The 12,741-nt window shown below is 59.7% G+C and carries 7 protein-coding genes; 2 read left to right on the forward strand and 5 right to left on the reverse strand.

Going from position 1 to position 12,741, the window contains the following annotated elements; all coding sequences use genetic code 11:
- From ACO48X_RS06020 to ACO48X_RS06035, 4 genes are all read right to left on the reverse strand, one after another.
- The coding region (locus tag ACO48X_RS06020) for an RAMP superfamily CRISPR-associated protein (protein WP_485001211.1) at positions 1 to 753 on the reverse strand (753 nt) is incomplete at its 3' end.
- Positions 750 to 977, reverse strand: coding sequence for a hypothetical protein (locus ACO48X_RS06025; protein ID WP_485001212.1), 228 nt, complete (start codon positions 975 to 977; stop codon positions 750 to 752). The genes ACO48X_RS06025 and ACO48X_RS06020, both read right to left, overlap by 4 nt.
- Before the next feature lie 68 nt (positions 978 to 1,045).
- Positions 1,046 to 3,688, reverse strand: a complete 2,643-nt coding sequence (locus ACO48X_RS06030) for an RAMP superfamily CRISPR-associated protein (protein ID WP_485001213.1) — start codon at positions 3,686 to 3,688, stop codon at positions 1,046 to 1,048.
- Entirely contained in the window at positions 3,685 to 5,928 is a 2,244-nt protein-coding gene (locus tag ACO48X_RS06035; protein ID WP_485001214.1) for a Cas10/Cmr2 second palm domain-containing protein, read from the reverse strand. Before ACO48X_RS06035 ends, ACO48X_RS06030 begins: the two co-directional genes overlap by 4 nt.
- 175 nt (positions 5,929 to 6,103) lie before the next feature.
- On the opposite strand from ACO48X_RS06035, the gene ACO48X_RS06040 reads away from it, so the two are divergent.
- Both ACO48X_RS06040 and ACO48X_RS06045 read left to right on the forward strand, forming a co-directional pair.
- Positions 6,104 to 8,716 (forward strand): hypothetical protein, encoded by a 2,613-nt coding sequence (locus ACO48X_RS06040; protein WP_485001215.1) that lies wholly within the window; start codon positions 6,104 to 6,106, stop codon positions 8,714 to 8,716.
- A gap of 48 nt (positions 8,717 to 8,764) precedes the next feature.
- Entirely contained in the window at positions 8,765 to 11,092 is a 2,328-nt protein-coding gene (locus ACO48X_RS06045) for a hypothetical protein (protein ID WP_485001216.1), read from the forward strand.
- A gap of 148 nt (positions 11,093 to 11,240) precedes the next feature.
- Here the strand turns inward: ACO48X_RS06045 and cas6 are convergent, their stop codons facing one another.
- Complete coding sequence (gene cas6 / locus ACO48X_RS06050; protein WP_485001217.1) at positions 11,241 to 12,053, reverse strand: CRISPR system precrRNA processing endoribonuclease RAMP protein Cas6; 813 nt, start codon at positions 12,051 to 12,053, stop codon at positions 11,241 to 11,243.
- Positions 12,054 to 12,741 lie beyond the last annotated feature (688 nt).

The following is a 12,741-nucleotide window of genomic DNA, read 5'->3' on the forward strand; positions in this document are numbered from 1 at the left end:
GAGCGAGTAGCAAGATTCAGTCTTGTCGTCCTTAGTTTTGTGGTTGGCGATCTTCACGCGCCCCCAGCCCGCGCCCTTGCGCTTTCCGAAGGCGAAGCGGCCCGAGTCAAGGAGGCCGAGAATTACGGCGAACAGCTGCTCGACGTCTGCCTCAAGCTCTTCGATCGTGGGCCTATCTTCTTTCGCGAACCGGCACGGGTCGACTTCGGCGGTGATTCCCAGATGAAGCTTCTGTCCTTTGGGGGCCACTTCGTGGAAGAAGAGCGCGCCGTCGCCCGCTGACCCCCAGTAGCGATCGATGGCGATGCCCGGCCGACGCACGAACGAATCCTCCTTCTTGTCGGGTTCGTCCGCCTTCTTGACGCATTCGAGAGACACCGTTTCGAAGGTCAGCGCCGATGCCCAGCCGGAAGGCGCGTCATCTTCGCCCCTTGCCTCTTCGTTATCCTGTTCTTTATCCTCTGGGCCCTTTCCCCACAGGTCCTTCAACCGTTGGGGATTCAGGATTTCAGGGCACGTGACAAGTTTGCGGTCGAGCGCCTCGAAGAATGCAGCCCGCAGCGCACCTTTGACCGAGCGCCCTGTCAGCACGGGCGTTCCGCTGGCGTTGCGCGCGAATTGTTGCGGAACGGCCTTTCGATCGTCGTTGCCGATCGCTTTTGACCTTCTGTCGACTTCCTCCTCCGGCCCGCCGGAGTGAATGGGCGACGTCGTCACCAAAACGACGTCGAGCCTGTATCGCGTAAGACTCATCGGTTCTCCTCCTTGGCGGTTTCTTTGGATGGCAAGGCTGGATTTTCTTTGGACGGCGACGTCGGATCCGCGCTAAGCAGCGTCGCCACGCTCGCGTTGAGCCGTGCTGCCACGCTGGCGTTGAGCTGTGCTGTCGAGGTGGCGCTGTGCGGCGTCGGATTGGCGCTGGTTAGTGTTGTTGGGTTGGCGACGCGCGACGTCGCCAGATTGTGGCCGATTTGCATTCTCAGATTGGCGACGTGTGACGTCGCCGAATTCGTGATGGATCGCTGGCGAGTTAAGGTTGTAGGTTTCATTTTTCGTCCGAAGGAAAGTCGTTGCTGTGCAGGAGCTTGACGTGGAACCCCTTGCCGTCGTTGTCTCTGATGCTCAGCAGGGGATCGCCGACGACGAACCTGCCGAATCCCTGAGCACGCAATTCGCCGATGCCCACGGTTTCCAGCTCGCGCAATGCTGCGAGGGCTTTTCGCCGCTGCTCGGCGTTGTCTCCGAGGCAGACCTTGAGGACCGAGCCGGCCTGGACGGCGAGGCGGGTAGCGCGAGGCTGGCCCTCGGCGGCCGACCAAGAATCGACCCGGCGGTATCTCAATCCCGCTCGGTACCGATGGTCGCCTTCGCAGTCGCTGGCGTCTTGCTTGGGCAGTGTGCCGTTGTCGCGCTTGGAGGACGATGTGCTGGCGTCGCGTTTGGAGGACGATCTGCCGTCGTCGCGCTTGGGCGGCGTCATGCCGTTGTTGGCGCCTTGCTTGGACGCCGCAGCGCCCTCTTTGCCCGCCTTTTCTGCGGAGAAGAGTCTGATGCGCGCATTCGCGCTGTCGAAGGCGTCGGAGCAGTTGAACGCGTCGATGATGTCGCCTGAGCTGCCCGCCGCGCCGAGCGACCGCGAGCGCAAAAGAAGGTCGGAGGTGAACCAGATGGTCGTGGCGCCTTCGCTGTCCCATGCATCGGGGTTGCCCGTGTTTGCATTGTCGTCCAAGTTTGCGCGGACGTGGACATCTGCGATTGCGCCGTTCCCCGCAGCAGCGTTGCCGCCTGCGGATGTGCCGTTGCCGCCTACGGCGTCGCTGCGGGCTGCGGCTGCGCCGTCGGACGCGTATTTCTCCGTCGCCTCGCACTCGGCGAGGCCGAACGTTCCGGCGAGCCTGCGCGATCCGAGGCGGGCCTGTCCGCGCAGGATCTCGGGCAGCATCTCGCCGAGAGTGCGCTGGCTGACCTGCCGTGTCTCGTTTTGCGGTTCTCCTGGCCGATGCTCGCACAGATTCTTGGCGACCGTCGGCCGGTGCCTGTACAGGCTCTCGGTGATCGTGACCTCGGATTGCAATGTGAGGCCTGCCGCGAGCGCCCGCACTAGGAAGAGCTGGCCGTCTTTCGCGGTTCCCCGAACGGCGTCATGCGCGGTGGACTGGCGTCCGGTCACAGGGGGCGCGCCCGTGCCGTACCTCGGCTTGCCGGATTCGCCGTCCCCGAAGTCGAAGATATAGCCCGACCGGACCGGAACGTGCACATCCTCCGGTTCCTTCGAGACGAGGCGGTTCCACAGTTCCCGCGTTGACGGGTCGGGGCCGCCGTCGGACTCGCTGGGGACGACCTTCGGATAGGAGAAGACCATGGGAACGGGCCTCCCGCGGGCCCCTGCGACGCATGCCGTCGCGTCCGAAACGAACAACTCGCCGTTGACCGCTGCGTCGCGAATCCTTTCGTCGTTGGGGAACTTCCCACGCAGACGTGAATGCACCCACGCCAACACCACGGTTCCGCGCAGGAAATCGAGCGAGCGCACCTCATTGGACATCGGTACCTCGTAGGAGACCACCGGCGTTTTCAGCTCGATGTTCAAATCAAACGAGCGGTACGACGGCGAATCGCCCCGGCCGTCCGCTTGACGGACATCCGCTTGTTCCTTCGACTCGGTCTGCCCTTGCTGATCGGCTTGCTGCGACGGATCCGCCTTCTCCGCGCAGCCGATGCAAGGAGATTCGCCTGATGCGCCGACCTGAACAGGGTCGGGCGCCTTGGAGGGACTCCCCGTCTCCTCGAGCTCCTTCAGTTTCTCCTGAAGCCACTCTTTACATGCCGCGTGGACGGCTTTGGCGTATTTTTCGACGGGACTGAGGGAACGGTCTGCGTCCTCGTCGGAGCACGCCGAATCGTCCTTGCCGGAGTCCGCGGAGCCACCCGCGTCAGAGTCCCCGAAGTCGCCGTTCTTCAGGGGCGGCGAGTCGTCGCCGTCGTCGCCGCGGGCCGGGAGACCGATGTCGTCCAAGAAATCGCCGACGGTGATCTCGCATCGCCCGTCGCCGTTCGTCTTCTCGGATCCGATCGCGGGCACAAGCGTCCCGGCCAGAGCCAGCACGAACTTTGCGGCATCAATCTGACTGGCGGTTTTGTCTTGACTTTCGTTCCAGATCTCTGGATCGACGAAGTCCACGCGGCCCTTGAGCACGCAGGCCGGAGCCCGTTCGATGATTCGGAAATGGTCGGGCTTTGCTGCGCCTGTCTTCTCGTCGATTGAGACGCTCACAACCTCGGTTACTTTAGCGGTACCAGCATCGTCGGCAGCCTTCGCTTCCTTGCAGATGCGCGCATCGGAGAAAACGACCGCCCGCGGGACCGTCTGGTCGGCGGATGCCCTTGGTTTGCCGCTTTGGCCTGCCGAATCGCCGGGGTCACAATCCTCGTCGGTATCTCCGAAGTTCGGCGCGCCTCCGAAAAGCGAACCGATGAAATCGTGCCACTTTCCCTTTCGTCCGCCGTCAAGAGCTCGGGCCACGATGAGCGCCTGCTCGCGAATTACTCCGGTGACGGTGGTTCCTCGCACCACGGGCTGGTTGTTTTCGTCAACTTCGACAACGGAATTAGCGCCGCCCGCGTAGCCGGCGCCAGTGCCCACGCCCCAGTCGGAGGTGAATCTAATGGTTACGGGGATGCTGTTCATTTCCTTGCCTCCTGGGAAGCGGCCGCGGGGCCGTTTCCGCTCGTCGAATCGCTGTTTCCTTTGTCTGCCTTGTCCGTTTTGCCGACGGCGCCTTCTTGGCCCTCGTCGTTCTGCTGGTCTGCTGCGCCTCCTTGGCCCGTTTCTTTCAGTTCCTCCAGATAGCTTTGCGGCAGCAGGTCGGCCAACTCGATCAGGTCGAAGACGAGATCTGGCCCGCCGATCGCGTCCAGCAGATTGCTTAGCTCGCCGCTGGAGTCCTTGGCGGCTTGCCACTCGGCGTCGATCTTCTTGTCTGAATCCTGCTTCTTGGCTTGGGCCTGCTCGGCGCTGGAAGCGATCTTTTCTCTGGCCGCATCAGACTGAAGCTTTCTGATTCGCGCCGCCCTGGTTTTCGGGAAGGCCAAGGGCTCTTCGTTTCCGCCGGCCGGCTTCAATCCTTTGAAAAGCGCGGCACACTCGTACATCTCTTTCCATGCCGGGTGTTCGCGCAGAGCGGGGTGTTCATGCGGATCCTCCGCTGCTCCCTCGGATGCGTCGGATTGGCATTTCTTCGCCCTGCCCTCGGTGTCAAGTTCGGCAAACACCTTGAACGGTCGCCGCGTGAAGGACTTATAGGAGCGCAACAGCTCGTCGGGGTCCAAAACGGTTGAATCGAACAACACGTGGAAGCTCAGAGTGGAGCATTCTTTTTCGGGCTCTTTGCCGAGGGCCTTCGCGCTCTTGATGAGCCTTTCCGCAAGGTCGTAGGCGATGTGGAAAGGGAACTTCCTGGGGACGATCGCGACGCCCGCCGCGGCCGTCATTGGACCTCCTTGCTTTTCACTCGCGTTTTCCCCATTCTTGCTTTCTCTTTCCGCGTTTTCGCCCGCGCTTTCAGCGTTTTCATCCTCACTGCCGCTTTTAGCACATCCGCCCATTCCCTGCCTGCTTTTGGGGCCCAGATACTTGAGCAGTGCATCTTTGCCGGTCTCTTCTTCGAATGCGGTGAGGAACTTTTCCGTGAAAGGCAAAGCGTAAGTCGCATCGGTGATGACGGTGGCGTCGTCTCCGCCGAGGATCACCGGCACGACGGGGATCGCTGCGATGTCTTTGACTTCTTTCTCGGCGAGAAAGGCAACTTCTGCCCAAGCCGTGAGGAAGGACTTTTGCATCGCTTCCTCGAGGCGTCCGTTGATCTCGAGAAGGAAGCAACGAAGAGCATGCGATGGAACGTCTTCTTCTGTAGCTGTCGAGTAATCTTGCGCGTCGGGCACTTCCTCTTCGAAAACAGGTCTTGGAATGCGCATGAGTGTGCCTACGAGGTCACGCATAATTCCGCCGACGCCGTTGCCGTCGATATGGATGACGGCCACCTTGGAGAGACGCTCGTCCTCGGTGCGGTCCTTGCGATCTATGAGTTCGTCCTCGGTTTGACCTTCATGTTCGCCTTCGGCCCGAACTTGATCGTTCCCTGCCCGGCTTTTGCGTTTATCCGTTTCCTGTTTTTTGGTGTCTTTAGTAAACGTTGAATCTATGTTTCCTTTGAACTCTTCGAGAAGTTCATTTACAAGTGTTTTCTTGTGTTTTTCTTCCAGCTTTTCTTTGAGTTTGGTTGGATCGCGAACCAGGAGTTCTTTAATTCTGTTTGCACTCCAATGCCCCTCGATGACTCTGAGGAAGTAGTCTTCTGCGAGTTTCATGAAATGGTGGCGTGCGTCGTTGGCCCGATATCGGCAAACTCTGCTTGAAAGCGAGAGAGCGGTTTCCCTGTCGTCCTTCGCCTCGTCGCAGACGCCCAATCGCGACGACGCTGGAAGCGCCGAGTCTCGTCCGCGCTGAAGGAAAGGCATCTGTGAGAATCTTGCCTGCGCGGGAGGGCGATTGAGTGCGTACTCGGCGGCCTTCCTGTGCACTTCCTTGAGGTCGCGATTGCTGATGCGGGGACGCTTGACTTCGTTGCCGGGATCGCACATATCGACGAAGACCCCGGAAACGTCCAAGCCAGGTGCGGCAGAAAAGGCTTTGCGGGTGACTTGGCCGATCAGCTTGCGCGCATAGTCTTCGGTCGCGGCGGTCAGGATGACCTTGCCGGACGACTTCGAGACCCAGCCGAACTTGTCGATGCCGAGACAGTTGGCCGCTTGCTCGGTCCAGTCGGCAAGCTGCGTGATGAGGTAGGAGGCCCCTACGTTTTCGCGCAAACGCGGGGAAGAGAAGACAAACCGCTGATTTCCGTTGGTCTCCAGCATGATGAGTTTCATTCAAGCCCTCCTTTGGGCTACTGAGGTGTACACGAGAAGCCTAGTACTTTTCGGCCGAGTTTTCACGACTTTTTCTTCGGAAAATTTTGGAATAGTATGGACGCTTCCGGGGCGGTAAGACTAGGCGTACTCCGGGGGCCGATTGTGGGCCCGTTCACTCAAAGAGGAGGCAGCGATGACGCTCATCATTCACGCAGTAGGCGACGGCGATCTGGGAATCGACGTCTTTGCCAAAGGGCACAAAGAAAAAGAAGAAGTTCTTAGACAGCGAGAAAAGCGAATATGTCATTTGTGGACGCTCATTGATTCCGATGATTGTAAAAAACTTGCTAGCGCCATTTTTGATCTATATTATCCCCCTTCAATCGATAATATTACTAATAGATTTCCTTACGCTTCTTTGCGGCAAGTGTTCAGCCATATAGGCGGCAAGATAGACAGAAATAATGGGTATAAAACTGTTTGTTTGAGAATTCTCTACACGTCTTCGGGCGAAAGATCGACTGAAACAATCTTTGAGGTGCTGCAGGCGTCTCTTGAGAAACTAAATGACGCTGGCCTGATACGAGACGTCTTCGGATTCGACTTAGAAGTGGATTCTGCCGAAAGCAGCTTAAAAGAGTCAGAAATGCAGGAAATGAAGATTGGAGTTGAGTGCGGCGATGTACTTATCGATGGAATTTCGGGATCTCATAAAGTCGTTCTTTCTTTGCTGGGCAATGCAGATGCAGAAGGACTGTCCTGGTGCGTTCTAATAGCAACCTCGAAGCACAAAGTCAGAGAAATTAGTCGAGAAGACGCCGGTATCGGCGCATTTTACTGGTTGAGAAGCGTAGGACGCATAAAAGAATGTCTTGATATTGCACCGTCCGTCAATATCGAATTGTCGGAAGACGAACTTAAAGAGATGAGAAGTATAGAAGAGAGCTTGGATCGTCTTCAAAAATTAGAAGATGGCATCAGCGAAAACGATCTAGGACGAGTTGCGTTGATCGATATGGTGCGCGCTGATGTCGGCGCAGGAATACCCGTGCGCGCTTGGGTACAGAAGCACTATGAGAACTTGCTTCGGGACGAGGATCCGAAGGCTAGTTCTGTCTTCTGGTTGAAGGAGGGGCATGTTGAGGAAGGCTCTCCCTACTCGATCCAGGCGGGGGACGCAGTTAAGAATGCCGAACGCCGTTGTGAAATGATGGGCAGCAAGGCATACCGCGCCGATAAGTGGTTAGCTGGTCAGACGGACGGCAGGACTAGGATCTCTTTGCTTAATAAGGCCGGGAAGGACGCCACACACGAGGCACGTGAACCCTCGTCAGAGGACATCCAAGCGGTATTCAACTCGGAACTGCGTGAGATCGTGCCTTCGTGGATGAAACGCCCTGACAAAGGAAGCGTTTTAGTTGTTTTTGCCCAAGGCAATAAGAACCGACCTCCGACGGTTGTGCAGAAGATCCTGGGTCGAGAAGCGTCGCGTGAGATTGTGACTGCCTTTCCCCGCGCGACACTACGTGACAAACCCAGCATCCCCATAGATTTTATGATTTTGTATTCCTCAAACTGTCAGTCATGTGTGGCTGCCAAAAAATGTCGCGACTCAGTCCCCCAAAACATGTGGAATCGGTGGCAAAGAAATTCATTACCGACTTTGAAGATGTACGAGGATACGTCGGATACTGAGGAAAACGCATCGAAACATGCTGCATCACTGTCGACTGCGACAGGTGCGGCTTCGGAAAGATCAGCTGACGAGGTCTTTGACCAAGTAGAGCAAATCGTTCGTGAGAATCTTGAGCGGGTTAAGCCAGCGGTTGTGATGCTGGGAGCGACGGGACAGAAGGAAGCGGTCTTTGGTGCATTGCGCGCAGCCAAATCGTGGTGCGCTATGCAGGCTGCTCCGCTTTTTCTTGTGAGTTTTGTTGACAACGAGAGCAAAGGCGGCCGGTCTCGACTTGACCGAAAGGAGAATCAGCGCCAACAGGAACAGCCGAAGGTTTCTCAATATGAGATCCAGCTTCATCGTTTTGCGATGGGGCGCGAATCCGAGAAAGCTCTGTTAGAGACAGCCTCCTCTTGTCTCGATAACTTCGAGCTTCTTTCTGCCATGAGAGTTCTAGCTGCGGGCGACGCTGATATGCATAGCCTTTCAAAAGACTGCGAGTGCCTTCGAAACGGCTATCTTGGAGCATATAACGCGAAAAACACGGAAAAGGATCTGCATATCGAGACGATTCTTGGTGTTCTCGAAGTGGTTAAGGAACTATGGAGTTCGCAATCTCTCGGTGCGGATACCAGAGTTCGCCTTGCTGTTATGGTTGGAGAGATGCTTAAGCATTCTCCAGTGTCTGAGAAGAAAGTCGATGCGGTACTGAATCGTCCCCTCCTGGGTTCTCAGTCGCAACGCTTTGGAAAACGGGCTTCGCATGAATATCTGTCGTCTCTTGATGAGTTGACCAGTCTTGAGATCAACGGACTTCAGCGTCTGTTTCAACTGGTTAGAAACCGAGTGGCTTTTGCTCACGGTGAGTTTACGGCCGATGGCGCTGTAAAAGCGCTTATGAGGGAGCGGGGGTTGGCTCTTGATTTCGACGATTACAAAGGATTGCTCGAGAAGATGATCGAGAGCATAAAAATACGCTTAAAGGAACTGGATCTGGTCTCGGAGTCTCAGGATGAGGCCACAGGCGAAAGTTCGGAAACAGGTTTGGGCTCGTGGAAAAACACTTATCAAAAGACCAGACGGAAGATCCGGAACAGGCTCACCGCGCTGTCGAGCCCTTCTAAACGCTGATGTGGCACGCGCGGGAAAGATCCGTTGAGAGTCAATAGCTAGGAGTGGATGATGCAAGCCATCAACTCGTCCGACGCCGTCGCTCCGCAGCAGGGCACCGGCTTCATTCGCTTGAAAGATCCCAGTCAGATGCGGATGGTGCTGATCGTCGAAGCTGTTGCGCGTTCTGGCTGGGAAGCGACTTTTGGTGCCGAAAACCCGCTCAACGAAGGAACGGAGGCTGTGGGCGTCTGGGAGGCAAGGCCTTTCTCCGTCAAGGTCAAGGGGTCGAACAACTATTTGTATAGACGCAGCCGAGAGATGGCTTTTCGCCCCGAGGCTACGAAACAGATTCTGGGGGAGGGCGTGCGCCGATCGCTTCGGCTGCCGGAACTCGTTGATCACGTCTGCGACGAAACGAGCCGCACAGCCCTGCGGATAGGCGCGCTCGAGGCGCTGTGGGTTCAAAATGAGCGAGGCGGGTGCAGGTTTCTTCTGGCTGTCCACGCCGTTGCCGGGACGCCGCAAATCGGTGCCGTTGCGAACGTTTCGGAGCGCGCCGCCGCTGCGGGCACGTTGGAAAGCGGCGTCGCTGGAACGCCGGGAAACGCTGGAACGCCGGCAGGCTGCTCACCGGACTATCCGAGCCTCTTTCGGACGCTGCGGTGGCGGGAAAAGTTCCCAGAATTCGCCTCCACCCTCACACGAATCCTTGAAACCCACGGCGGATGCCCAGCGGGCAGCGTCGTGTTTCCCGGCGCGAGCGTCGAATGCCCGTCCGATGTCCCCTCGATCTTCACGATAACGTGGGTGCCGCGCGCGGAAACGGCCGCGTGGATCCTCGCTTCCGACGTCGGAAGCGAGGACGCCGCCGCACGGCCCGCTGCTTCCCCCGCCGTTCCGGCCGCGGCTTCCGAGCTGCTGGGCGACCCCGCCGGCGCGGCTGTGGCGCTGGGCTTTCCCGCTGATCGGCCGGCCGAAGTCGCCGGGCAGGGCGGCTGCGATGCTAACGCTGGCCGCAGTGCGAGTGACGGCCGACATGTCGGCGATGCCGGCGGTGCTGGTGTTCCGGGCACAGTCGGCGATGCGAGCGACGCGGGCGCGGTCGGGAACGCGGGCGATGCGGAGGCCCTGTTCCTCGAGGATCTCGAGGAACTGCAGCACGGCTTGTGCGTGCCGGTCGCTGAAGAGGTTCTCGAGGAAATCCGGCAAGAGGCCGAAGAGGCACGTGCGTCGCGCGGTGAAACGTCGGCGGTGTCCGGACGGAGCTTGCCTGGAGGGACAGCGCCCGGACGGACGGCACCCGGAGAGACGGCGTCTGGAGGGATGTCGCAAAGAGCGGCGATTCGCGGAGGATCCGTGCTGAGGGCCCCGTCTGGAAAGGCGACGTCAAGGAAGGCAGGCAGTGACGCGATGCCGAGCGACGTGTCGCTCGGCCGGGCTGCGGTTGCGGCGTCGGGCTGGAAATGGGGGTATCTGCCCTCGCCGGAAGGCTTCGAGCTCGGGGAAGAAATCTGGGACGAGGCCAAGCGCGCGCTGCACAGGTTTTCGAGAAGCTGGGCGGTCAGCGTGTACCGATACGGGGCGGCCTACCTGCAGCGGCGCGAGGATGATTTCTCGCTTTATGCGCTTCAGCGAATGTGCACGCTGCACGTGGACGTCTATCTTCTGACGCTTTTCAACCGCATCAGGGTGCGGACATTCTCCGAAAAGCTCGCGGCGCTCGCGGCAGAGCTGGAGGAGACGACCAACGGCCTCTTTGCGGACGGGGGAAATGCGGTAGAAGGAAGCGCTTATCGCGTGGCGTCGGTTGGCGTCGCCCCTGGCTCGGGAGGCGAAATACCGCGAAACTCGGGGGAAACCGAGGAGGCGCTCGAACGTCTCATCGCAAAGGCCCTTGCGCTCGACAGTGACGCGGTCGCCTTCCTCGCCGCCGAATGGTGGACGAACGTCGACGTCGGATACGGGACTCAGACGGACAAAGTGCTCGAATGGGCGCAGAAAGCCGGGCGTCTTGACAGCGCCGTCGATCGCGTGGTGGAGCAGTCCCGGATGCTGCGCGACAGTGTGCAAACCCTGCTGGACCGCCAGGAACGTCAGATCGAGAAGCAGAACCAAGAGATTGAGCGGGAGCAGCAGCGCTCGGCGCGCGTCATGGAATGGGCGGTGGGGTGCCTCGCATTCATTGGAATGCCGATGACGGCGGTGCTCGAACTATGGATCAACTGGGATTTGGACAACTATCCCGCGACGCGGGCCTTCTGGCCGTGGTGGCCGATTTTCATCGCGGGCATGCTCGGCTCGATCGTTTTCGGGTTGCTTGCGGTGCGGCGGCTGGGCAGGCGTTCAGACAGGCGTTCGCGAAGAGACTCCCGGCGCTCGGACAGACGCTTGTGACACGACGGCGGAAACGCGTCGGCGCCGGGCAGGCGCTCGCGGCGATCCGGCGGGTGAAGCGGCGCTTTGTGGGCGCAAGCAGCGCCGGGAGGGGAATGCTCGGCGGCCAAAGGCTTTCGCCGCAGTAGCGGGCGAAAACGGCAAAGCGTCACGCCGTCGGCTCGACCCTGAGCACACCCATGCCGAACCCGGTGTGAGAGCCGACGTTGGTGAATCGCGCCAGAGCCATGAGGCGCGAAAACAGCCGCACCTGGGATTCGTCGGCGTCGTCGCGCGCGCGAATCCGGAGGCTCCCCTCGGAGGCCTCGATTCGTCTCGCGGACAGACGTCCGCGGCTGCCGCCGGAAGGCATGCCGAGGCCGATGCCGACGATATGGGTGCGGTCTTCGACGGCGAAGGCATCGGCGACGGCGGCCCGGTCGACGCGGTCGGGCGCCGTCGCGCGGTCCCATGCCCACCAGCGGTTTTGAAGGCTGGTGGCCAGCGACGCCGCTGTGATCTCGGGGACGTGCCGCCCCTTCGACGTGAAGACGACCGGCGTGAGGATGTCCACGTCCCACGCTGTGGCGGCGTCGGCGGCGGCAATGTCCTCCCAACTGACGCGTTCCAGCACCTGGGCTTCGAGCGCGGCAAGCGCGGCCGTCGACTCGCCTCCGTTTCCTACGTAGAGCACGCCGCCCCAGGCGAGCCAGGCGTCGAGCGGGTCGAGCAGCCTGTCGTCCAGCAAACGCAGTTCGACGCCGAATCTTCCCGGCGCCTGCGTCATGTCGCCGAGCGAATACGGCTTTGGACCGCCGACGTCGTGCGCAGGCCGCGCGGCGAGGGAGGGAATGCGGCGTGCGCGCTCGGCGGAAATCCTGGGCGGAAGGTCGAAGATGTGACCGACGGCGGCGTGCAGCCGACGTGGCGTGGCATGGACTGCCCCCGGGGCGTCGAACTGGATGAACACTGTGCTCGGCATGCTTCTGTTCTACCCGGTATGCCGGCCTATGTTCTACCCGGTCCACCGTGGCTGCGCCAAGGGCGGCCACGGTGGACATGAAAACGGCGGACGGTCGGGGCGCGGCGGTCAGCGGGATGCAGTCCGTCGTGTCTGCGCAGGGACAATCGTCGGTGGCCTTAGTTGCGGTGTTTACCGTGGCGTAGTTGTGAGGTGTCGGTTTTTTGGCTTGGGTTCGTTGAAAGTCGGTGGCGTACCAGCGGGTAGGGGGCGTCGGCGGCGCTGGGTCGTTTTGTGGCGGTTTTTCGCGGTTGTGTGGTTTAATTGGACAGGTGCGGGCCGATTCGATGTGGTGCTTTCCAGGTCGGCGGCGATTTCGTTCCGGTAAACGGCGTTGTGGCGCGGTTTTCCAGGGGCGGAGTCGGAAAGCACTGAGCACCAGAAGGTGCATTGAGACCTGTCGAGACGGTGGCGAACTCCGGGTGGTCAGACTTGAGTCGGAAAGCACTGAGCACCAGAAGGTGCATTGAGACAGCTATGTCAACCCCGATTGGGTCCCACCCCATCCGTGTGGTCGGAAAGCACTGAGCACCAGAAGGTGCATTGAGACCTGCGAAGGTGTGAGTCACCTCGAACGATCTTCTTTGTCGGAAAGCACTGAGCACCAGAAGGTGCATTGAGACTCGCAACGGGCTTGTATGCTGTAATG

It is taken from the genome of Peptidiphaga sp., from assembly GCF_057238965.1.